Annotated in this window: 14 protein-coding genes; 7 read left to right on the top strand and 7 right to left on the bottom strand. The window is 66.6% G+C overall.

The window, feature by feature from the left end; translation table 11 throughout:
- Positions 1 to 24 precede the first annotated feature (24 nt).
- From hrpA to BDD21_RS15830, 6 genes are all read right to left on the bottom strand, one after another.
- A complete protein-coding gene (hrpA, locus tag BDD21_RS15855; protein WP_120797962.1) occupies positions 25 to 4,050 on the bottom strand; it encodes an ATP-dependent RNA helicase HrpA in 4,026 nt (1,341 codons plus the stop codon).
- 228 nt (positions 4,051 to 4,278) lie between these two features.
- A complete protein-coding gene (locus BDD21_RS15850) occupies positions 4,279 to 4,512 on the bottom strand; it encodes a nucleotidyltransferase family protein (RefSeq protein ID WP_245969639.1) in 234 nt (77 codons plus the stop codon).
- A gap of 360 nt (positions 4,513 to 4,872) precedes the next feature.
- Positions 4,873 to 6,882 carry a response regulator gene (locus BDD21_RS15845; protein WP_170164777.1) on the bottom strand — a complete coding sequence of 670 codons (2,010 nt, stop codon included), beginning with the start codon at positions 6,880 to 6,882 and terminating at the stop codon, positions 4,873 to 4,875.
- Between the two features lie 143 nt (positions 6,883 to 7,025).
- Positions 7,026 to 8,030, bottom strand: coding sequence for a S49 family peptidase (locus BDD21_RS15840; RefSeq protein WP_120797960.1), 1,005 nt, complete (start codon positions 8,028 to 8,030; stop codon positions 7,026 to 7,028).
- Positions 8,031 to 8,288: 258 nt separating this feature from the next.
- Positions 8,289 to 8,948 carry an HAD-IA family hydrolase gene (locus BDD21_RS15835; protein WP_120797959.1) on the bottom strand — a complete coding sequence of 220 codons (660 nt, stop codon included), beginning with the start codon at positions 8,946 to 8,948 and terminating at the stop codon, positions 8,289 to 8,291.
- Positions 8,945 to 9,943, bottom strand: a complete 999-nt coding sequence (locus tag BDD21_RS15830; RefSeq protein ID WP_120797958.1) for an RluA family pseudouridine synthase — start codon at positions 9,941 to 9,943, stop codon at positions 8,945 to 8,947. The genes BDD21_RS15835 and BDD21_RS15830 overlap by 4 nt, the downstream gene beginning before the upstream one ends.
- Positions 9,944 to 10,781: 838 nt before the next feature.
- On the opposite strand from BDD21_RS15830, the gene rne reads away from it, so the two are divergent.
- The 4 genes from rne to BDD21_RS15810 all read left to right on the top strand — a co-directional run bounded on the left by rne (position 10,782) and on the right by BDD21_RS15810 (position 17,479).
- A complete protein-coding gene (gene rne, locus BDD21_RS15825) occupies positions 10,782 to 14,138 on the top strand; it encodes a ribonuclease E (RefSeq protein ID WP_170164776.1) in 3,357 nt (1,118 codons plus the stop codon).
- A 207-nt stretch (positions 14,139 to 14,345) separates the two neighbouring features.
- On the top strand, positions 14,346 to 15,626 hold the full coding sequence (locus BDD21_RS15820) for a sulfotransferase (protein ID WP_120797956.1): 1,281 nt from the start codon (positions 14,346 to 14,348) through the stop codon (positions 15,624 to 15,626).
- Positions 15,592 to 16,755 carry a glycosyltransferase gene (locus tag BDD21_RS15815; RefSeq protein WP_170164775.1) on the top strand — a complete coding sequence of 388 codons (1,164 nt, stop codon included), beginning with the start codon at positions 15,592 to 15,594 and terminating at the stop codon, positions 16,753 to 16,755. Before BDD21_RS15820 ends, BDD21_RS15815 begins: the two co-directional genes overlap by 35 nt.
- Complete coding sequence (locus BDD21_RS15810; RefSeq protein WP_120797955.1) at positions 16,742 to 17,479, top strand: polysaccharide deacetylase family protein; 738 nt, start codon at positions 16,742 to 16,744, stop codon at positions 17,477 to 17,479. Before BDD21_RS15815 ends, BDD21_RS15810 begins: the two co-directional genes overlap by 14 nt.
- Before the next feature lie 63 nt (positions 17,480 to 17,542).
- Here BDD21_RS15810 and BDD21_RS15805 read toward each other — a convergent pair whose 3' ends face one another.
- Complete coding sequence (locus BDD21_RS15805; RefSeq protein WP_120797954.1) at positions 17,543 to 18,049, bottom strand: low molecular weight protein-tyrosine-phosphatase; 507 nt, start codon at positions 18,047 to 18,049, stop codon at positions 17,543 to 17,545.
- 374 nt (positions 18,050 to 18,423) lie between these two features.
- Between BDD21_RS15805 and BDD21_RS15800 the strand changes: the two genes are divergently transcribed.
- Genes BDD21_RS15800 through BDD21_RS15790 form a run of 3 tightly spaced genes read left to right on the top strand, consistent with a single transcriptional unit; the run spans position 18,424 to position 22,707 of the window.
- Complete coding sequence (locus tag BDD21_RS15800) at positions 18,424 to 19,653, top strand: SPOR domain-containing protein (protein ID WP_120797953.1); 1,230 nt, start codon at positions 18,424 to 18,426, stop codon at positions 19,651 to 19,653.
- Between the two features lie 37 nt (positions 19,654 to 19,690).
- Positions 19,691 to 21,871, top strand: a complete 2,181-nt coding sequence (locus BDD21_RS15795; protein ID WP_120797952.1) for an HAD-IIB family hydrolase — start codon at positions 19,691 to 19,693, stop codon at positions 21,869 to 21,871.
- Positions 21,868 to 22,707 carry an HAD-IIB family hydrolase gene (locus BDD21_RS15790; RefSeq protein ID WP_120797951.1) on the top strand — a complete coding sequence of 280 codons (840 nt, stop codon included), beginning with the start codon at positions 21,868 to 21,870 and terminating at the stop codon, positions 22,705 to 22,707. Before BDD21_RS15795 ends, BDD21_RS15790 begins: the two co-directional genes overlap by 4 nt.
- Positions 22,708 to 22,716 lie beyond the last annotated feature (9 nt).

The following is a 22,716-nucleotide window of genomic DNA, read 5'->3' as shown; positions in this document are numbered from 1 at the left end:
CTGCAAGCACCCGGCTATCCTGCCCTACAACCCCAGCTCCCGCCAACGCGCATCGATGCGCTTGACCGACACCGGGCCGGCGGTGCCGAGGGTCTGGGCAAAGAGCGAGACGCGCAGCTCTTCGAGCAGCCAGCGGATCTCCTCCAGACGCGCGTCTTCGCGGCCGGCCTTGCGGGCGGCGGCGGTGCGGTCGCGCCAGCGGGTGAGCAGCTCGGCCATGACGGCCATCTGGTCGCGGTCGCGTCCGGGGGCGTGGGCGAGCTTGTCGAGACGCTGCTCGGCGGCCTTGAGATAGCGTGGATACTGCTTGAGGCGGACGTAGGGGATCTGTTGAAAGAAGCCCCGGAAGACCAGTGCATCGAGCTGGTCGCGCAGGTCCTGCGCCGTCGGCTGCCAGTTGACCTGGGAGATGGCGGCGAGGCGCTGGCGCAGTGACTGGTAGGCGGCGAGGATCTCGGCGGCGAGGCGGGTGACCTCGGTAGCCGTCGGCTGGAGCCGGCTGCGGGATTCGGCGAGACGGGCCTCGAAGTCGGTCTGCGTTCGGATGGGCGGACGGTCGTCGAGGAAGGTCCGATCCAGGATCAAGGCCAGCAGCTCGTCGGAGAGGTCGGGGGGGCGGGGCTCGGTTCCGCTCGGCGGGCGAGACGGCTGTCCGCCGGAGGTCGATGCGCCGGGGTGCTTGGTCTCGGGGGATTCCGGGGCGGGACGCCCCGGCTCCGTCACGGGCGCCTTGGCATAGAGCAGCCGCAGCCGGTCCAGCTCCTTGAGCGATTGGCGGATCGGGCGCAGGGTCGCGCCGAGCGTCAGGGTCAGAAGCCGGCGCAGACCCGCACGGTGCGCGCGCGCTGCGGCTTCGGGCGAATCCAGCACCCGCACCGCGACGCTCTTTTCCTCGTCGACCAAGGCCGGGAAGCCGCGCATCCGGATCCCGCCGCGGGTGATCTCGACCTGCTCGGGCAGGTCGCCGAAGTCCCAGCGCGTGATGCCCTCGCGCTCCAGCTCGGCATCAGGGATGCGGGCAAACCGCGCCTGCCCCGCTTGGCCGAAACGCTGCTTGAGCCGTTGCGGATCCTCATCGAGCGCAAGCGCCCTGCCCGCTTCGTCGACGAGCCGGATCTTCATGCGCAGATGCGCCGGGATGGCGTCGCGGTCCCAGGCGTCCTCGGGGATGCGCAGACCAAGCTCGGCCGCGATCCGCTCGGCGAGGACCTGTGTGAGCGGCCGATCGATCGGCGCCCGGCCCTCGGCGAGCGCGGCCTTGAGCCCCCCGGCCAAGCGCGCAGCGGTATCCGGCACCGGGACCAGCGCCGTGCGCAGCCCTTTCGGTAGACCGCGCAGCAGGGCCGTGATGCGCGACTCCAAGAGACCCGGCACCAGCCAATCCAGCCGCTCGGCGGTCACCTGATTGATGAGCGGCAAGGGCACGATCAGGGTCAGACCGTCGGCCGCCTCGCCGGGCTCGAAGCGATATTCGAGCGGCAGCGCGGTGGCGCCGACCTGGAGCCGGTCGGGGAAGTGCTCCGGCGTGATCCCCGTGGCCTCGTGCTGCATCAGGTCGGCCGGGCGCAGATGCAGGATCTTGGGATCCGTGCGGGTCGCCTTGCGCAGCCACTGCTCGAATTGAGGCGTGGAATAGATCCCGGCGGGGATGCGCTGGTCGTAGAAGGCATAGAGCGCCTCCTCGTCGACCAGGATATCGCGGCGGCGCGACTTGGCTTCCAGGTGATGGATCGACGCGATCAGCTCTTGGTTGTGGCGCCAAAAGGGCGCGCGAGTGCTGAAGTCGCCTTCGACCAGGGCGAAGCGGATGAAGATCTCGCGTGCCTCGGCCGGGCGGATGGGGCCGAAGTTGACCCGACGCTTCGCCACCAGGGTGACGCCGAACAGGGTCACCTTCTCGTAGGCCGAAACCTGTCCGGACTTGGCCTGCCAGTGCGGCTCGAAATAGCTGCGTTGCAGCAGGTGCTGCCCGGCCGCTTCGATCCAGGCCGGCTGCACGCGCGCGACGATGCGCCCGTAAGCGCGTGTGGTCTCGACCCGCTCGGCCGCGAGGATCCACTTGGGCGACGTCTTGAAGAGCTCGGAGCTCGGATGGATGCGGTAGCGACTGTTGCGCGCACCGAGATACTCATGATTCGCGTCGAGTGCGCCGATGTGGTTCAGCAGTCCGGCCAAGAGCGCGCGGTGGATCTGCTCCTCGGTGCCTGCGGTCTGGTTCTCCTTGAAACCCATCTCCAGGATCTGCTCGCGCAGCTGGATCTCGATGTCGTGCCACTCCTGGACCCGGTTGTAGGACAGGAAGTGGCGTTGGCAGAGCAGACGAAATTGGTTGCGCGAATGCGCCTTGCGCTCCTTCTCCAGGAAGCGCCAGAGGTTGAGGAAGCTCAGGAAGTCCGAGTCCGGATGGGCGAAGGTGGCGTGAATCTGATCGGCGGCGGCGCGTTGCTCGTGCGGGCGCTCGCGCGGGTCCTGAACGCTCAGCGCAGCGGCGATCACCAGCACCTCCGCCAGACACTGCTGCTCGGCGGCGGCGAGCAGGATGCGCCCGATGCGCGGGTCGACCGGCAGACGCGCCAGCCGACGGCCGAGCTCGGTCAGCTCGCCGCGGGCATCGAGCGCGGCCAGCTCCTCGAGGGTGCGCTCGCCGTCGGCGACCAGACGCGGGTCGGGTGGATCGAGGAAGGGGAAGTCGGCCACGTCGCCGAAACCGAGCAGCTTCATGCGCAGGATCACGGCGGCGAGGTTGGTGCGCTGGATCTCGGGTTCGGTGAAGGCCGCTCGGGCGGCGAGGTTATCCTCGCTGTAGAGCCGGATGCAGACGCCCGAGGCGACCCGCCCGCAGCGCCCTTTGCGCTGATCGGCCGAGGCGCGCGAGATGCGCTCGACCGGCAGGCGCTGGAGCTGGCGGCGGTGGCTGTAGCGGCTGATCCGCGCAAAACCGGGGTCGATGACGTAATGGATGCCGGGGACGGTCAGCGAGGTCTCGGCGACATTGGTCGCCAGCACCACGCGCCGCGTGCCGTGCGACTGGAAGATCCGCGCCTGCTCCTGCGGCCCTTGGCGGGCGTAGAGCGGCAGGATCTCGGTCGCGGGCGGGTGATGCTTGCGCAGGGTCTCGGCGGTCTCGCGGATCTCGCGCTCGCCTGAGAGGAAGACCAGCACGTCGCCGCGTCCGATGCGCGCCAGCTCCCCGACCGCGTCCGAGATCGCCTGCTGCATCGTCTCGTCGCGCTCGCCGACCGACTCGTCCTCGGGCGGGCGATAGCGGACCTCGACCGGATAGGTCCGTCCGGAGATTTCGAGAATCGGCGCCGGGCGGCCCTGCGCATCGGCGAAGTGCGCGGCGAAGCGCTGCGGATCGATGGTCGCGGAGGTGACGATGAGCTTCAGATCCGGTCGGCGCGGCAGCAGACCCTTTAGATAGCCGAGCAGGACATCGATGTTGAGGCTGCGCTCGTGGGCCTCGTCGATGATCAGGGTGTCGTACTCGTTGAGCAGCCGATCCTGCTGGATCTCGGCGAGCAGGATGCCGTCGGTCATCAGCTTGATCGCGGTCTCCGGGCGGACCCGGTCGTGGAAGCGCACCTTGTCGCCGACCAGCCCGCCGGCTGTCCCGCCGAGCTCCTGCGCGATCCGATTCGCCAGGGTGCGCGCGGCGATGCGCCTCGGCTGTGTATGGCCGATCCGCCCGGCGAATCCACGTCCGAGCTCCAGACAAAGCTTGGGCAACTGGGTCGATTTTCCGGAGCCGGTCTCGCCGCAGAGGACGATGACCTGGTGGGCCGAGATCGCCTTCGCGATCTCCTCGCGGCGCTCGCTCACGGGAAGCTCGGGCGGATAGGCGATGACCGACGGCACGCCGGCGCGGCGGCGTTCGAGGAGGGCTTGGGATTCTCGCAGGGTCTGCCAAACGGCAAGCAGACCACGCTCGAACGGCTCGCCCGCACGCGCGCGACGGCGCAAGCCGCGCAGACGTTGGCGCAGCCGGTGGCGGTCCTGGATCAGACAGGTGCCGAGGTCGGTGTCGGTGGGAAACTCGGTATCGGTCAAGGATGTTTAAACCGCGTCCAGAGCGAAATGCGTCATTTTCATGTTGTGTTTAGCGTCGAAGACTTCCTTGATCTTGGCGAGACGCGGTTTAAAATTTAATCTTTTTAATACTTTAAACCGCGCCAGCTCCGACAGTCGTCGGAGCTGGCGCGGCGAAACCCTTCCAACACATGACGCATACCGCACCGGGCGCGGTTTAAGCGCGTTCCGCCTCCAGCGCCTGGAGGGTCATGGCCCAGCCTCCAGACGGACCGCACTCGCTCGCGCGATGCGCTGAAAGGGTGTCGGCTCCGCATTGCGTGCTCGGGAGATGACATCGACCGGCAGCCCCAGCCCTTCCTCAAGCTCCAGCTTGAGACGGGCGCGTTCGAGGAGAGTCAAACCCTGCGTGGTCTCGATCAGCAAGTCGAAATCGCCGCCTCTGGCCCGGTCGTCGAGCCGCGAGCCGAAGAGATAGACCACCGCGTTCTCTCCCGAGAGACGTCATGCCGTGCCGAGGATGGTGATGACCTGATCGGATGTCAGTCGCATGGATGAAGTCGCTCGATAAACACGAATCCGGGCAAGGCTCGCGCGCCCGGCTGCCGACAGCCTAACGCCGAACCGAATCTCGCGCCATGGCGTCGGGGCTATCGTCGTCCGACCAATCCGTCGTGCTCGCGCCGACCAGCTCCGCCCAGTCATCCGGCGAATCCCCACGATTCGGCATGGCATTTAAACCGCGTCCAGAGCTCGTCAAGTCTGCCGGGGGCCGATCCCATCCAAAAACATCGCATACCGCGCCGGGCGCGGTTTAAGAGCGGATCACCTCGACGGAGGCGCTCAAACTGCGTCCACCCCGCTGAAGTCATAGTCCATGACGGCGCTCGGGGGCTGGACGAAAGGGCCTTGGAGTAGATCGATACCGGCGCGGCACAGGCGCGCGATGGTCTCCGAGCTATCGACTCCGCCGGCGATCACGCCCAGGCGACGCTCACGCAGGCGCCGGGCCAGCTCGGCCAACGGCACGGGGTCGAGCGACTGTACCGTCGTACTCCCAAGGCGCGCGAAGGCGGCCGGAACGCTCGCGAGCACACGCTCCGAGGCGTTCTCGGCATCGACACCGTTCAGACAAACCGGGATGCCGAGCCGGGCCAAGCGAGCCACGCGGTCGGCTGCGAGAGCCGGGTCGGCCGCCGCTTCTTGGACCTGAAACTGGATGACGGGTCGCAACCGAAAAAGATCGCGCCGGTTGATCTCGTCACGGATCTGATCGACCCAATCCTCGCGCCCGGCGCCGAGGACCGATTGGTAGACAAAAAGCTGTGCCGGCTGGCCGGCGTCTCGGCAGGCCACGATGGCGTCCAGACCCTTGGCCAAGAGCCAAGCATCCAGCCGCTCGGCCAATCCGCAGCGCTGTGCGATCGGCATGAAGGCAACCGGCGGCAGTAGCTCGCCGTCCGGGGTGGCCAAGCGCGGCGACACCTCGTAGCGCGCACTGGTTGCCGGGGTCAGGGAAACCATGGGCTCGAAGAGCAGTTGCAGCCGCTCGGTCAGGATGGCCGTCGACACGGCGTCATGGTCCAAGGTTCGAGCAGGCACGGGTTCGCAACCGTACCCGAGGGTCAGACCATCGCCTGCCTCGCGGGCCGAGCGCGCGGCCTTGGCTGCTCGCGACATCAAGGTGACGGCGTCCCCGCCGCTGTTCGTCAAGGCGCACCAGCCGACTCCGAGGGCACGTCCGGGTCCCGGAGCGAAGCCGGCCCGAGACAGCTCATCCGCGTAGTGACCACAGGCGCGCCCGAGGCTCGCGGCGTCGTCGCGTCGCATCAGGACGGCCAAACTGCGCTCGCCGACGCGTGCCGCTAGATCGGAGGCGCCGCACGACTCGGCAACCGCAACGGCAAGACGCATCAGCGCACCCTCGTCGCCGTCGAGGTCCAGCACGACCAGCGCGCGGCGGCCGGCCGTCCCGCCCCGACCGATCAACTGCCCGAGCCGCGCCAAGAGGCGCCCGAGGCTCGCGAGACCCGTGAGCGCATCGATCGCATCCGGACCGCTTTGGCGTCGTGCGCGCTCGCGGGAGCGGCCCAGTCGCTGTCTCACGCAGGCGAGGAGTTGATCCGGTGCAACCGGCTTGGCGAGGAAGTCATCGCCCCCGACGCGCAGCGCCGCCATCTGTTGCTCGGCGTCCAACTCGGCGGAGAGAAAGACGATCGGCAGGTCGGCGAAACGGTCTTGCTCGCGGATGATGCGGGTCAGCTCGATGCCGCTTGCTCCGGGCATGTGCAGATCCATGAGCACCAGGTCCGGAACAAAGGCATCGAGTGCATCGAGCACCGCGAGCGCATCGCCCACGCGCTCGGTCAGCATGCCGGCCGATTCGAGCACCCGGGCGGCGAAAAGCGCGGCCACCGGCTGATCGTCGACGACGAGCACGCGCTCGGGCGAGACCGACTGCGTGCCGGCCAGACCCAAAAGCCGATCGGTCAGCTCTTCGATCTCCATCGGCATCTGCAGATAGGCCCTGGCGCCTGCGCGCATCGCGGCGAGACGGGGGCGGATGTCGTTCCCGGATGCCAGGCAAACCAGCGGTATCGGCTGCCCGTCGCGCTGCTGCGCCTGCGCGACGAGTGCGCCGAGCGTGTCCGCATCGGGCAGAGCATCGACATCAACGAGCAAGAGCACGCGCGGGCTCGGGTGTGCGCCGATCAGTCGCTCGGGGGTTTCGAAGGTTTCGAGCATGAACCCCTGCGCGAGCAGGAGCGCCCGAAGCGGCGTCGTCAACTCGGCGTTGCAGGTGAGGAGCTGGATGGCGGGCGCGGATCCGGCATCGGCGATCGTGTGATTCATGGTCGTCGGTCTCGTCCAGGGTGGGCCGAGACCTCGAACGCACGCGCCGACGCGGCGCGCCTGGCCCGAGGTCATCGGCGCCGAGGATAAACCGAGCACGCGGCGTGAACAACTCGCTCTGGACACGGTTTAACCGCCCGACATCAATAGTTGATGCGCGGCGCTCCCCCGCCGAGCGCCTCGACCAATCCGGCCGCAAAGCTCGCACCGATGCGTCTCGAGAAGCTCTCGAAGAGATCGCGTTTCTTGGTGTAATCGACCAGCTTCTCCGCGCCGATCACATCGCGTGCGACCGAGCTTGAGCTGCCGAGATCGTCGACCAAGCCCAACGCGACCGCCTCCTGGCCGCTCCAGAAGAGTCCGCTGAAGACCTCCTCGCCGCCTTTCAGGCGGTCGCCGCGGCCGGCTTGGACCTCGGCGATGAACTGGTCATGCAGGTTGTCGAGAACGGTCTGGATAAAGGCCCGTTGATCCGGCGGCAGCGGCGAGAAGGGGTCAAGGATTCCCTTGTTCTCCCCGGCGGTCAGCAGACGCCGCTCGATCCCGAGTTCCTGGATCGCCTCGTTCAGACCGAAGCTGCCGATGCGTACGCCGATGGAGCCGACCAGGCTGGCCTTGTCGGCATAGATCGAATCGGCGGCAACGGCGATGTAATAGCCGCCCGAAGCGCAGATGTCGGTCGCCACCGCATAGACGGGCATCTCCTTGTCGTTGTCTTCCTTGTACTTGGCCTTCAGCCGCTTGATCTCGTCGTTGATGTAGCCGGCCTGGACGGGGCTGCCGCCGGGGCTGTTGATGCGCAGGATGATGCCCTTGACCCGGTCGGCTTCGAAGGCTTCGCGCAGGGCCGTAATGACCCGGTCAGCGCTTGCGTCGGCCTCGGGCGCGATCACACCCTTGATGTCGATCACGGCCGTGTGCTCATCGCTCGGCGAGATGCGCTCGAGCAGATCCTGCGAGTAGGCGGCGATCACCAGGGCAATCAGATACACCAGAATCAGGCTCTTGAAGAAGATGCCCCAGCGGCGGCCGCGTCTCTGGTCGCGCAGGTGCTCCAGCGCGAGCTTGTTGATGAGCGCGCGCTCCCACTCGGGCGCGTCGGGCGACGGCATCTCGTCGCGACGCTTGGTCCAAAACTTCCAATTCATGGTTGGCTCCCCGGGTTAAACCGCGCCCGGCGCGGTCTGCTGTGTTTATGGATGGGGTCGACCTCGGCAGACTTGACGACTGTTGGAGCCGGCGCGGTTTAAGAGATTAAAAGATAGATTATTTTAAACCGCGTCCCCGCCAAGTGGGGTGGATGCACCAAACGTCGAACTCACTCGAAAATGAATATCTCGCTGTGGACGCGGTTTAGGCGTTCGGTCTCGGCGACACTCGGACGAGCGAGTCGCCGCGATCTCAGCTCAACGCATACCGTATCCGGTCAGCCAGTCCGGCAGCGCTGCAATGTCGTGAATGCAGTCCAGCGGGGAGTGCGTGATCAGACGCTCGACCGGATGGACACCGTAGGAGACGGCGAGTGCCTTGGTGCGGGCATTCATGGCCATCTGCATGTCGTACTCGGTGTCGCCGATCATCAGCGTGGCGGAGGCATCGGCGCCGAGCTCGTCCATCAGCTCGAGCAACATCTGCGGGTTCGGCTTGGACAAGGTCTCGTCGGCGCATCGGGTCGCGTGAAAGAGCCCGCCGAGACCGGTGTCGACGAGTGCCTTGTCGAGTCCGACGCGACCCTTCCCCGTGGCCACGGCCAAGCGGTAGCCCGAATCCGCCAGCTGACTCAAGGTCTCGCGAGCGCCGGCGAAGAGCACCGAAGGCGTCGCGTCGATCTCGAGAAAATAGCGGCGGTAGCCGGTGACCAAGTCCCGGAGGATCTGCGGATCCGCTCCGGGATGCAGACGCAAGAGGGCCTCGTCGAGACCCAGGCCGATGACGTCGCGCGCGGCCTCGCGGCCCGGCGGCGGAAGGCCGAGATCGCCGAAGGCCGCCTGAAGACAATTGACGATGCGTGCCTCGGAATCCATCAGGGTTCCGTCCCAGTCGAACACGATCAAGTCGAAGGTCACGCGGCGGGCTCCAAGGCAGACAGGAAATGCTCGAGGTCATCGGGCAGGGGCGCCTCGACACGGTGCGGTCGATCGGCGGCTTCGAGTTGAAAACTCAAGGCGGAGGCGTGCAAAAACAAGCGTGACAATCCCAGTGCCTTGAGGGCGCGATTCGCGTTCTCGTCGCCGTATTTGGGGTCGCCCGCCAAGGGGGTTCCCAGATGAGCGGCATGGACGCGGATCTGGTGCGTACGCCCGGTGATCAGCTCGGCTTCGACCAGGGTGAGCACGCCGACGTCCGAGCGGAAGCGTCCCAGACGTCGAAACACCGTGCGTGCCGGTTTTCCCTCTTCCGGGTCGACTTGAACCATCCGCTCGCCGCCCTGCAGCACGTTCTTCTTCAGCGGTGCGTCCACACCGACCTTCGAGCGCTCCAGCTCCCCGATCATCAGGGCCATGTAGCGCTTGTCCATAGCGCCTTCGCGGATCAGCTCGTGGAGCTCGCGCAATGCACTGCGCCGCTTGCTGATGAGGATGCAGCCGGAGGTGTCGCGATCCAGACGGTGAACCAGCTCCAGCTCGCGACCGGGCCGCAGCTCGCGCAGCGATTCGATCAGGCCGTAGCTCAGACCGCTGCCGCCATGCACGGCCAGGCCGGCGGGCTTGTCGATGACCAGAAGGCGCTCGTCCTCGTAGAGCACCGCCTCCGCGAGCGGGGCGAGACGCGAGACAGGGACCCGGACGGGCGTCTCCGCAAGGGCCGTGCGCATCGGCGGGATGCGCACCAGATCGCCCGTGCGCAGCCGATGACTGGCCTTGACCCGACCTTTGTTGACGCGCACCTCGCCACGACGCATCACCCGATACAGGTGGCTTCGCGGCACGCCCTTGAGATGGCGCAGAAGAAAGTTGTCGATGCGCTGCCCGTCGGACTCGGCATCGACGCAGACCACGCGTACGGACGAATCATCCCGAAGCTCCGGCTCGGGACGCGCACGCTCGGCAACCGCAGGCATCGGGCCGGAGCGCTTAGGCTGCGTGCGTCCGGGTCCGCCACTCCCGGGGCCGGTCGTCTTCGGGTCAGCCCTTCGGAAGACGGCGCGTTTCGGACCGGCGACGACGCCTTCAGAGCCCTTCGATGGAGTGCTCTTGGGGCCGGCGCGCTCGGAAGCCGGGCGGCCCCGGAGGCCGTCCCGCCCCCCTGTTGCGCGGGCGGCGGCATGCTTGTTCGGACGGCGATCGGCACGGGGATGAGGTCGATTCACGAATGATGGCGCCTGCCTGGGTGGCTCAATTGATGCTAAATAAGGTTTACTGATACACTTGGACGCTTGCGCTGGCCAGCGGAAACGCGATTTTTCCCGGAGCGGCGAGCGCAGCCAAGGGTCGGTCACGATGCCGGAGCGAGTGGAGCCACATCCGCTCGGAAGGCCCCGACCCTCATGCCGGCATCCGATGTCCGAGCAGGCCGATGTGCGGGATCTCGAGTGGTGACGCGGACTCGTTTTATCGGGTGACCGCGCATTCTACACCCTGTGAGCGCCGCGCGCCCTGCACGACGGCAGACCAGCGCAGCCGGCGCCGACCTCGCCGCTCCCGAGATCGGCCCCCTCCAACCGGGCGGGCCGATCAGGTGCGAGTGCCTCCAATGGGCGCTCGTCGACGACAAAACATTACTGACTACGCGCGTGCCCGTCCGGATCGGCCGAGAGCCCGTCTGAACGGACACTGTCGATGCCGTCGGGCCGATTCGTCGGCGCGACGGCGACACGCCGAGCCGCCCGCAGGTTTGCAGGGGCGCACGGCGAGCAGTCCCTCAGACGGGAGACGCGTCGTGGTGCGGAAAACAACCCTATGAAACGCATGCTGATCAACGCAACTCAGCCCGAAGAGTTGCGTGTTGCGACCGTCGACGGTCAACAGCTTTACAACCTCGATATCGAGTCCCCCGGCCGAGAACAGAAAAAGGCCAACATCTACAAAGGCATCATCACCCGCGTCGAGCCCAGTCTCGAGGCCGCCTTCGTCGACTACGGTGCCGATCGGCACGGCTTCCTCCCGCTCAAAGAGATCGCGCGGGCCTATTTCGAGCCCGACAGTGTCAAACCTGGCTCGCGCGTCAGCATCAAGGAATCGGTGCGCGAGGGCCGCGAGGTCGTCGTTCAGATCGACAAGGAAGAGCGCGGCAACAAGGGGGCAGCACTCACCACCTTCATCTCTCTGGCCGGTCGTTATCTGGTGCTGATGCCCAATAACCCGCGCGCCGGCGGGGTCTCGCGACGCATCGAGGGCCAGGATCGCAGCGAGCTGCGCGACGCCATGAGTCAGCTCGAGATCCCAGAAGACATGGGTTTGATCGTGCGCACCGCGGGCGTGGGCAAGAACGTCGAGGAGCTCCAGTGGGACCTCGACTACCTGCTCCAGCTTTGGAAGGCGATCGAGACCTCTGCGCAGGACCGCAAGGCGCCCTTCCTCATCTATCAAGAGAGCGACGTCATCATCCGTTCGATCCGCGACTATCTGCGCGTGGACATCGGCGAGATCCTGATCGACAACAAGGCGGTCTTCGAGCGTGCCGAGAGCTTCATCCGCCAGGTGATGCCGAGCAATCTGAAGAAGCTCAAGCTCTACCAGGACGAGGTCCCGCTCTTCACCCGCTATCAGATCGAGAGCCAGATCGAGTCGGCCTTCCAGCGCGAGGTGCGCCTGCCCTCCGGCGGCTCGATCGTGATCGACCACACCGAGGCGCTGACCTCGGTGGACATCAACTCGGCGCGTGCCACCAAGGGCGCCGATATCGAGGAGACCGCGCTCAACACCAACCTGGAAGCGGCCGACGAGATCGCGCGCCAACTGCGTCTGCGTGATCTGGGCGGACTCTTCGTCATCGACTTCATCGACATGACGCCGCCGAAGAACCAGCGCGAGGTCGAGAATCGGCTGCGCGACGCGCTCAAGCACGACCGCGCCCGGGTGCAGGTCGCCCGCATCTCGCGCTTCGGTCTGTTGGAGATGTCGCGCCAGCGCCTGCGACCCTCGCTCGGGGAGTCGAGCCAGCAGGTCTGCCCGCGCTGCAAGGGTCAGGGGACCGTCCGCGGGGTCGAGTCGCTTGCGCTGTCGATCCTGCGCATCGTCGAAGAAGAGGCGATGAAGGACAGTACCCACCGCATCGTCGCCCAGCTGCCGGTGAGCGTCGCGACCTTCCTGCTCAACGAGAAGCGTCGCGGCATTCTGGAGATCGAGCAGCGCCAAGGCGTCGAGGTCCTCTTGCTGCCCAACGAGGCACTCGAAACGCCTGAGTACCAGATCGAACGCGTACGCACCCAGGACGCGGGCAAGCTCGTCCCGGATCAGTCGAGCTACGAGCTGACCGCAGCGTCCGAGACCAAGGTCGCGCCCTTCTACGCCAAGCTCGGTCAACCCGTGCAGGCCGAGGAGCCGGCCGTCAAGCAGGTCTCGCCGGCGACCCCGGTCCCCCAACGCTGGACGCCGACACCCCAGCCCGAAACACCCGTGCGTCGCGAAGCGGAGCGCGGCGAGCCCGAAAGCCTGCTCAAACGCATCTGGACCGGGCTCTTTGCGCCGCGCCAGCCCGAAGCGGATGTCCCTGCAACCCACAGGCCACCCGCAGACGAGCGCCCGGCGCCCGAGACCGCGCCGCGCACGCAGCAACCGCGACACACCGCCGATTCGGGCGAGCGCCGCAGCCAAAGCAGACCACCACAGACCCGACGCGACGAGTCGCCAAGGGAGCGCGGGCGGCAGGAACAGGGTCGGCACAGCCGAGCGGCACCCGAGCAGCAGACGCGCTCGGAGCCGAACCGCAGCCGGAACGAGGCCAGCCAGGGCAGCGAGGCTGTCGCGGCAGCAGATCCGACGACGCGACCCGAGACCGAGGAGCAGACCCAGGCCCGCCGCGACGGCGAGACACGCTCGCGCCGGAGCGGCTCGCGCGGACGCGGACGACGGAGTTCCGGTTCGAGCGAGGGAGGCCGTCCCACGGGCGAGGCGTCGCGCGATCAAGATACCCGCGGCGACGAGGGCTCCGGCGAGCACAGCGAGGGTCGGCAACGGTCCGAACGTCATGGCGACGACACGCCGACGACCAGTAGCGATCGAGCCGCCGCGCCGTCGCGCGGAAGTCGGCCGGAGGATCATCCGCTGATGATCGCACCCGTCGGCGAGACCGCCGTGCAGAACGGCGGAGCGGGCGCAACCTCGACGGACTCGATCGACCGCGGACGTCCGGCGGGACGCGCCGAAGACGCGCGCCTCGGCGAACAACCCGAGGGTACGGACAACGCCTCGGACGACACCTCCGATCCCGGCGCCGAGCCGGGGCAAGACGGCAACGCAGCGCCGGGCGGCGAGCGGCCGCGCTCCTCGCGTCGACGTCGCGGCGGCCGCAATCGCCGACGCTCTTCGGCCGGCGCAGAGACGAAGGAAGGCGCGGGAGACGAGGGCGGCAGCACCGAAGGCGCCTCGGGTCCGACAGCAGACCAAATGCCCCCGCAACCGCATGATCGGCAGCCGGCGCACGCGGAATCGACCGAGACGGACCCGAAACCCCGTGAGCACAGACCCGACCGACGGGTCCGCGAGGGCGCAGTCGTCGCGCAGGGCGAAAGCACCCGCGCTGAGCCTCGACCGGACGGCGACTCGAGCACCGAGGCATCGATGCCGAGCGAGCCGACCACACCGATCAAGCACGAGGCCCCGGCGAGCGAGCCGACCGCACCGATCAAGCACGAGGCTCCGAGCAGCGAGCCGACCGCGCCGATCAAGCACGAGGCCCCGAGCAGCGAGCCGACCGCGCCGATCAAGCACGAGGCCCCGAGCAGCGAGCCGACCGCGCCGATCAAGCACGAGACCCCGGCAAGCGAGCCGACGGCCACGCCGATCAAGCACGAGGCCCCGGCGAGCGAGCCGGTCACGCCGGTCAAGCATGCGGCCCCGACGAGCGAGCCGACGGCCACGCTGCCGCGCCCGGCGCCCGTCGCCGAGACGGCCGAGCCTCGGACGCCGACCGAACCCTCGGCCGGTTCCGGCGCCTATCGTGATGGGACCGAAGGCGTCCTGAGCGAACGCGCTGCATCGTCGGGCACCGACGATCGGTCGACGTCGAGACCCGAGCCTGTCCCTCCGACACCCGCCGCGGCAGCGGCCCCGACGTCCGATCCGGTCGAACCGAAAAGCGGGGACGCGGTTTAAAAGGATATCGTTTTTAATCTCTTAAACCGCGCCGACTCCAACGGCCGTCAAATCTGCCGGGGCCGATCTCATCCCAGAACATCGCGTACCGCGCTGGGCGCGGTTTAACCGCGCAGCAGCGGTTGATGCGCGCCCGGGGTCGACGCGGATCAACCGACCGAGATCGTCTGAAACCGTCAACGCAGGATCCGGCTCATCGGGGTCATCATGCTCAGACTGTTTTTCGAGAGCCTGACCGGCTTACTCCGTCTGACCTATCGGACATTCGTGCCGGGGCCAGGCCGTCCCCGGCCGAGCGCCAAACGCATGCTGGTGATGAGTGGATTCATCCCGCTCTTCACCCTTGTCCAAGGGATCCACTGGATCGGCTTCCTGCTCGACGAGATCTTTTATCGCGGTTATCGCCGTGTCGCGATCCGCGAGCCGCTGTTCGTGCTCGGTGTCCCCCGAAGCGGAACCACTCACCTTCATCGCGTCATCGCTGACGACACTGCACTGACGACCTTCTCGACCTGGGAATGTCTTTTCGCACCGTCGGTCACCCAACGGCGTTTCTGGCTCGGCCTCGGGCGGATCGATGCGCATGTGGGTCGCCCCCTCGGGCGCATGCTCGACTGGATCGAACGACACGCCTTCAAGGGCCTCGATGCCGTCCACCCCATGCGCCTGAGCGACCCGGAAGAAGACTACTTCGCGCTCATGCCGGTGCTGTGCTGCTTCATCCTCGTCCTACCCTTCCCACACTCGGATCTCTTGTGGCGTATGGGCCTATTCGACCAGGACATGCCGGAGGCGCGCCGCGCACGGCTGATGGACTTCTATCATCGGTGCCTGCAGCGACATCTCTACGTCCATGGTCCCGAGAAGCGGCTCTTGTCGAAGAACGCCGCCTTCGCCCCGCTGGCCGGCAGTCTCGCGGCGCGCTTCCCCGACGCGCGCTTCATCGTCTGTCTGCGCGAGCCGCACGCCACGTTCCCGTCTCAGCTGAGCTCGCTCGCGGCCGGAATCGACTTCTTCGATGTCCTGTCCGCGACCCCCGATTTCCGGGAGCGCTTGACCGGTCAACTGGGTTTCTATTACAAGAATCTGGAAAGGGCGTTGGGAGAACTCCCCGAAGAGCGCTGCGCATGGGTTACCATGCGCGCGTTGCAGTCGGATCCGGCGTGTCGGGTGCTGGTCATCTACGCGCAGCTCGGGCTAACGGCGCGTGCGCAGTTCCGCGCCGCGATCGCACGACACGCGGCCGAGGCCGAAACCTACCGAAGCGCTCACGGCTACAGCCTGGAGCAGTTCGGACTCTCTCGGGGGGACATCGATCGCGATCCGGGACCCGTCTTCGCACGGCTTGCCGCTCGGTCGGCACGGAGCGCGGCCGATGCAGCGTCGATGCACCCGGGGACAAGGCCCGGCGACGATCCCATGGGCTCATCCTCAACCAGGACACCCGTGCGCCATGCTGAACCTATCCACTGCGGGGACCAGTGTTAGGACGCCCCTGCATCCCTGCGCCGCCGAGCTGCGTGTCGCCATCGTGTCCGACGCCGCTCCCGAGCGCAACGGCGTCGGCGCCTATTACCGCGATCTCGCCGACCATCTCAGGACCGCCGGAGCCCGGGTCGATTTGGTCGCACCGCGTTGTCGCGCGGGATCCTGGTATGGGGGCCTGACGCTCCCGCTGCCAGGCGACTCCACCCAGAAGATCGTCTTGCCCTCCCCTTGGCTCTTGAGCCGACGCCTCGATCGCCTCCGCCCGAACGTCGTCATCGTCCCGACCCCTGGCCCGTTCGGCCTGCTCGGGATGCATCTGGCCGAGCGCAACGGAGCCGCACTGGTGGTCGGTTTCCACACCCACTTCGAGGCCCTGACAACGCTGTTCCGGAATTGGGGTATCGGCGCCCGCATCGCCAACGGCTACCTCGGTGCCTGTCATCGGCTGCTCTTCGACAAGAGCGATCTGGTCTTGGCAAACTCGGCAGAGATGATGGCGATTGCGCGATCGATCGGTGCCCGCCGCGTCAGCCTCATGGCCACCCCGATCCCGCAGCGCTTTCTCGATCTGCCGCCCGCCCCGGCGGGCAGGGATGTCGCTCGCGTGCTTTTCGCCGGACGTCTGGCACCTGAAAAGAACTTGGAGGCCATCGTCGCCGCTGCGCACCGACTCCCGGACATCGAGTTCCTGATCGTCGGCGATGGTCCGATGCGGGCGTGGGTGGAGAAGGAGTGCCGAGGGCTACCCAACCTCGGACACTCAGGCTGGGTCAGCCGCAGTCGGATCATGGCCCTCATCGACGAGATGGACGCCTTGATCCTGCCCTCGACGGTCGAGTCGTTCGGCACCGTTGCGCTCGAGGCGATGGCACGGGCACGCCCGGTGCTGGTGTCCTCGGCCTGCGGCATCCTGAGCTGGGATCTACTGAGCAGGGGGATCTTCCGGATCCACGAGGGCGAGCACCTCGCCGATGCCTTGGCGCGGCTGCGCGACCTGGACCCGGCGATCCGCGAACGCAAGGCACACCTGGGACGCGAAGGCGCGCGGGAGATCAACCACCGCAACCTGGAACATTGGCTTGGGGTCTTGTCGGGCAACTATGCCGATTCGGTCGATGCGAAACGCTGAGCCCGCGGCAGGCCCAAGCGCTCGGCAGGTCCGTGCTCTGGTCTCGGTGCACGACGTCATGCCCGAGACCTTGCCGCAGGTCGAGCGCATCCTGGCTCTGCTCGACAACGAAGGGGTCACACCCGTCACGCTGCTGGTGGTTCCCGGCGTCGGCTGGGGCAACGAGGGGGTCGAGCGGCTGCGCGAATTCCAGACGAGGGGCTGCGAGCTTGCCGGCCACGGCTGGATCCACCGTGTGGATCGCATCACCGGCTTGGCCCACCGAATCCATTCGCGTTTGATCTCGCGCAACGTCGCCGAACACCTCGCGCTCGATCGGGTTGCCATCCATCGCCTGATCGCGCGATGTCACGCCTGGTTCCTCGAGCAGGGCCTCGCAGCCCCGTCACTCTACTGTCCGCCGGCTTGGGCGATGGGACCCGTCCCGCGCGCGACACTCTCGAGCCTGCCGTTCACACGTTATGAATTCTTCAGCGGGGTTCTGTCGGCTCAAACCGGACGGATGCATCCGGTCCCGCTCACCGGCTACGAGGCGGATACCGCACTGCGCACGGTCGCCATCAGGGCTTGGAACCGGCTCAATCGCCGACGTGCCGCCCGGCAGGGCTGGATCCGCATCGGGATCCATCCACACGACCTCGACCTGCGCCTCGCGGAGGATCTGCGTCTGGATCTTCGCCGCTTTCGATCTCATGCCGGTTACGCGGAGGTCGGTGCGGGCTAAAGGGTGTCGACGCCTCGGCACGTCATCTGCCCGGTCTACCCACCCGTCTGTCGGCGCTGCGGCTTAACGCAGATGCCGCTGGAGCAGGTCCTCCAAGAGTCCTTGGGATGCCGCCTCGACCAGATCGAAGACCTGATCGAAACCGCGCGCCCCTCCATAATAGGGATCGGGTACGTCCCGGACCCCGAGATCGGGCGCGAACTCCATAAAAAGCCGCAGCTTGGACTCCATCCCCGCCGGACAAAGGCTCGACAGAATACGGTAGTTGTCTCGATCCATCGCCAGTACATAATCAAAGGACTCGAAATCGGCGCGCTCGGCGAGACGGGCGCGCAGATCGCCGATATCGATCCCGCGCTCGAACGCCGTCGTCCGCGCGCGCCGATCCGGCGGCTCGCCGACGTGGTAGGCATGGGTTCCGGCGGAATCGATCTCGACACAATGCGACAAGCCCCGGTCGACGACCAGCTGCCGAAAGACGCCGTGCGCCGTGGGAGAGCGACAGATATTGCCCATGCAGACGAACAGCACCCTGACCTTCCGCGATTCAGCCTGTTTCGATTCACTCATGATGGTCTTACCCCGACGACGTCGATCATGGCTGGTATGATATACCGGCCTCATACGAATATTTCGGTGCATTGCCGATCCTGCGCAAGGCGCCGCCGTGTCCGGAACTCGGCGGCGGGATGTCGAGGCTGCAGGTCGACTCGCGCACCGGCTTAAACCGCGTCCAGACGCGTCCAGAGCGACATGCATTGTGTTCAGGTTGCGCTTGGCTTCGGAGATTTCCTCGAACCCGGTGAGACGCGGTTTAAAATTGAATATTTTTGAATACCTTAAACCGAGCCGGCTCCGACAATCGTTGAGTCTGCCGAGGCCGATCCCATCCAAAAACATCACAGACCGCGCAGGGCGCGGTTTAACTGAAGGACGCGGCTCCCATGGAGAACACGGCAGACACGGCCACCCTTGCCGATCAGATCGGCTCGCTGTCCGACGCGTTGGCGCGCCATCGGCTTGAGTTTCAAGCGGCCGAGAGCGCGCTCGTGACGCGAATCGCCGATGTCGACGACGACCGTCGGCTGACAACCAATCGTCTGCAGCGCGCCTGGCAGACTCATCACGAAGAGATCGACGCCAGACTCAAACATCAGGCATCGGTCTTTTTCGGATCACTTCTGTTGGTCGCCGCCCTGCTCGGCGGTGCCTTGTTCCTGGCCTACGGTCAGCTGGATGCCGCCCGGCGCACGCTGCTCGAAGACGTTGCCCGGCTGCGTGTCGACTACGAGCAGCTCGCTGGCGTCGCCGTCCAAGATGCGGCCCTACAGGAGAGCTTGGCCGAGCTGCGCGCCTCGGTTGCGGCCATGTCGGAGTCCTTGCCCCCACGCGTCGAGGATACGGCTCCGCCGACGGCGACCGAGGAGACGGCATCGACCGATCAAGGGCAGGCAGGGCTCGCCCCCGAGCCAGCCGATTGGACCGAAACGATCGACGACAAGGTCGCGAAAACCGCCGAGGAGATCCCGGGCGCGCCGGCCGAAGACGCGTCGGTGCCGAGTGCGGAAGCGCTGCCCGAAGCCGAGGCCGAGGCGTCGCCGTCTGGGAGCGCGACCCGGGAGGAGACCGCCCAGGCGCTACCGGACACACCGGAGAATGTTGCCGGTCTGGACGCCGAGCCAACGTCCGAGCCAACGTCCGAGCCGGCCCCCGAGGCCGCCCCCGAACCAGACCCGGCGTCCGACCTCACGCCTAGCGCGCCGCAGGCCGACGACCCGTCCCCGCCCGTCGAGGAGGCCCCGCCTCAGAGCATCGAACCGACCGCTCCGACACTCGAGACGGATGCCGAAGGGACGCCGTCGGTTTCGACCCGCATCGGCGACGAGACATTGGCCGTCGGGAATACACCATTCGCGCTGCAACTGATCGGCTTTTATTCGCTCGACGAGCTGCTTGATTTCGCGCGCCGCGAAGCGCTGCCGTCACGCGTCTATTTCCGCGAGGAGAGCTACCAAGGCCGACCCTGGTTCGTCCTGATTCACGGTCTGCACGCGCGCTATTCCGACGCAACGGACGCCATCGACAGGTTGCCCACGGAGCTGGCGATACTCGACACCTGGATCCGAAACTTTCCGCCCGAGACCAGGCTCGGAATTCTCGACATCGAACGGTAGCCGCTTTCGGCCCGACCGTTCCCCAAGGGTGGTCTGAATGTATGTGTTGTTGCTCAGTATCCATGGCTTGATTCGCGGACACGACCTCGAGCTCGGTCGCGACGCCGACACCGGCGGCCAGACCAAGTACGTGGTCGATCTCGCCCGTGCACTCGCCGAGCGCGCGGACATCGCACGCGTCGATCTTGTCACCCGCCGGGTCATCGATCCTGCCGTCAGCCCGGATTATGCCGAGCCTTTCGAGGCGCTGAGCGAAAAGGCGCGTATCGTCAGGATCGATGCGGGACCCGAGGGCTACATCCCGAAAGAGCAGCTTTGGGATCATCTCGACGTCTTCGTCGACAATCTCACCGCCTTCCTGCACGACGAAGCGCAGTGGCCGGGGATCATCCACAGCCATTACGCGGACGCCGGTTACGTCGGTGTGCGGCTCTCCAATCTCGCCGGCATCCCCTTGGTCCACACGGGCCATTCATTGGGGCGCGACAAACGCCAGCGGCTGCTCGCCGCCGGGCTCGACGGCGAGCAGATCGATGCGCGCTACAACATGATGCGTCGTATCGAGGCCGAGGAGAGTGTCCTGGGCACGGCGGATCTGGTCATCACCAGTACCTACAACGAGATCGAAGAGCAGTACGCGCTCTACGATTACTACCAGCCCGAGCGCATGGTCGTCATCCCGCCGGGGACCGACCTGGTTCAGTTTCACCCACCCGCCGAAGAGGATCCGCCGATCGGTTTTGCGGCGGACGTGGACCGCTTCCTGGACGAGCCCGACAAGCCTTTGATCTTGGCGCTTTCGCGCGCCGATCACCGCAAGAACATCGTCGCGCTGCTCGAAGCCTACGGCGAATCCCCCGAACTCCAGTCACTCGCCAATCTGCTGATCATCGCCGGCAACCGGGACGATATCCGCGACCTCGACGAGGGCGCACGCACCGTTCTGACCGACGTCTTGCTCACCATCGACGCCTACGACCTCTACGGCAAGGTCGCGGCACCCAAACATCATCGCTCCGAGGAGGTGCCCGAGATCTATCGACTCGTCACCCGCTCCGGCGGCGTCTTCATCAACCCGGCCCTGACCGAGCCCTTCGGACTGACCCTCTTGGAGGCCGCCGCCAGCGGATTGCCGCTGGTCGCCACCGAGAACGGCGGTCCGGTCGACATCATCGGCAACTGCAAGAACGGTCTCTTGGTCGATCCCTTGGATCGCCGAGCCATGGCCGACGCCCTGATTCGCATCCTGGGCGACGACGACTTCCGCCGCGAACTCATCCAGAACGGTCTGACCGCCGTGCGCGACCGTTACTCCTGGCAGGCCCACGCCGAGACCTATCGCGAACGCGTCGCCCCGCTCACCAAACGGGCCGAGCCGATTCCGGCCACGCCGCCCTTGCGCCGTCGTCTCATCTACCGCGACCGCGCACTCTTCACCGATCTGGATCAGAGCCTGCTCGGCAACAGCGAAGGGGTGCGGCTGTTCATCGAGATGATGCGGACCAACAAGCGGTGTGCGAATTTCGGGATCGCGACCGGTCGCCGGCTCGATACACTCCTCGTGGAGCTGAAACGGCACGGCATCCCGGTCCCCGACGTCATGATTACCAGCCTGGGGACGGAGATCCATTACAGCGCCGCCCTGGTCGTGGATGACTTCTGGAGCGAGCATGTCGACCACCTCTGGAATCCGCGGGCGGTGCGCCGCGCCCTGGAGGATGTGCCGGGTCTCGTGCCCCAACGTAGGACCGAACAGAGTCGGTTCAAAATCGCCTATCACTACGACCCGACTGTCGCCCCGCCGGTCGAGGAGATCACCACCCTGCTGCGCACTCGCGAGCTGACGGTGAACGTCATTCACGCCTTCGGGCAGTTTCTCGACGTCGTGCCGATCCGCGCGAGCAAGGGCCAAGCACTGCGCTATGTGGCCCATCGCTTCGGAATCCCGCTCGAGCACATCCTGGTGGCCGGCGGATCGGGTGCGGACGAGGACATGATGCGGGGCAACACGCTCGCGGTCGTGGTCGCGAACCGTCACCACGAGGAGCTCTCCCAGCTCCTGGAGATGGACAACATCTACTTCGCTCGAGAGGCCCACGCACTCGGCATCCTGGAAGCCATCGAGCACTACGACTTCTTCGGGACCTGCACCGTCCCCGGCTCCAACTCCGGCCTCGGCCCGGACACGGCTCCGAACGCCCCCGGTAAGGCATCATGAAGCCGCTGTTGCTCTGTACGGATCTGGACCGCACCCTCGTCCCCAACGGGGCAGAACCGGAGTCGCCCGACGCACGTCCGCGCTTTCGGCGCTTCGTGTCGCAACCGGGGGTGACGCTGGCCTACGTGTCGGGCCGCCACCAGGGACTGGTGCGCGAGGCAATCGCCGAGTACGACCTGCCCGTTCCCGATGTGGTCATCGGCGACGTCGGGACCAGCATCTTCAGGGTCACTGCGGGTGATTGGGTGCCGCTCGCCGACTGGCAGGAGCAGATCGGCCGTGACTGGGCCGGCATCGGCCACGACCGACTCGCCGAGCGCTTGGCGGATCTCGAGATCCTGCGGCTTCAGGAGGCGGAGAAGCAGGCCCCCTTCAAGCTGAGCTACTATGCCCCCGTCGATACCGACAGCGGTGCGCTCAAATCCGAACTGGAGGCCCGCCTGACCCCGCGTGGAGTGCACGCCAGTCTGATTTGGAGCATCGACGAGGCGGCGAACATCGGATTGCTGGACGTGCTGCCGGCAGGGGCCACCAAGTACCACGCCGTGGACTTTCTCATGCGCCGTCTCGGTCACGACGAAACGACGACACTCTTTGCCGGCGACAGCGGCAACGACCTCGAGGTCTTGGTCAGTCCGATCCCTTCGGTGCTGGTCGCCAACGGTCACCCCGAGGTGCGCGAGCAAGCGCTGCGTCTCGCTGCAGCCAACGGACAGGCGGATCGTCTCTACTGCGCCCGCGGCGGCTGGTCGGGGATGAACGGGAACTACAGCGCGGGGATCCTCGAAGGGATCGCCCATTTTCGGCCGGACCTCGCGACCGCACCGACGAGATAGGAGCCACCC

Origin of the sequence: Thiocapsa rosea (assembly GCF_003634315.1) — a bacterium.
In the GTDB taxonomy this organism is placed as follows: domain Bacteria; phylum Pseudomonadota; class Gammaproteobacteria; order Chromatiales; family Chromatiaceae; genus Thiocapsa; species Thiocapsa rosea.
Note: the sequence above shows the minus strand (reverse complement) of the source record. Positions and strands in the feature narration are given on the sequence as shown.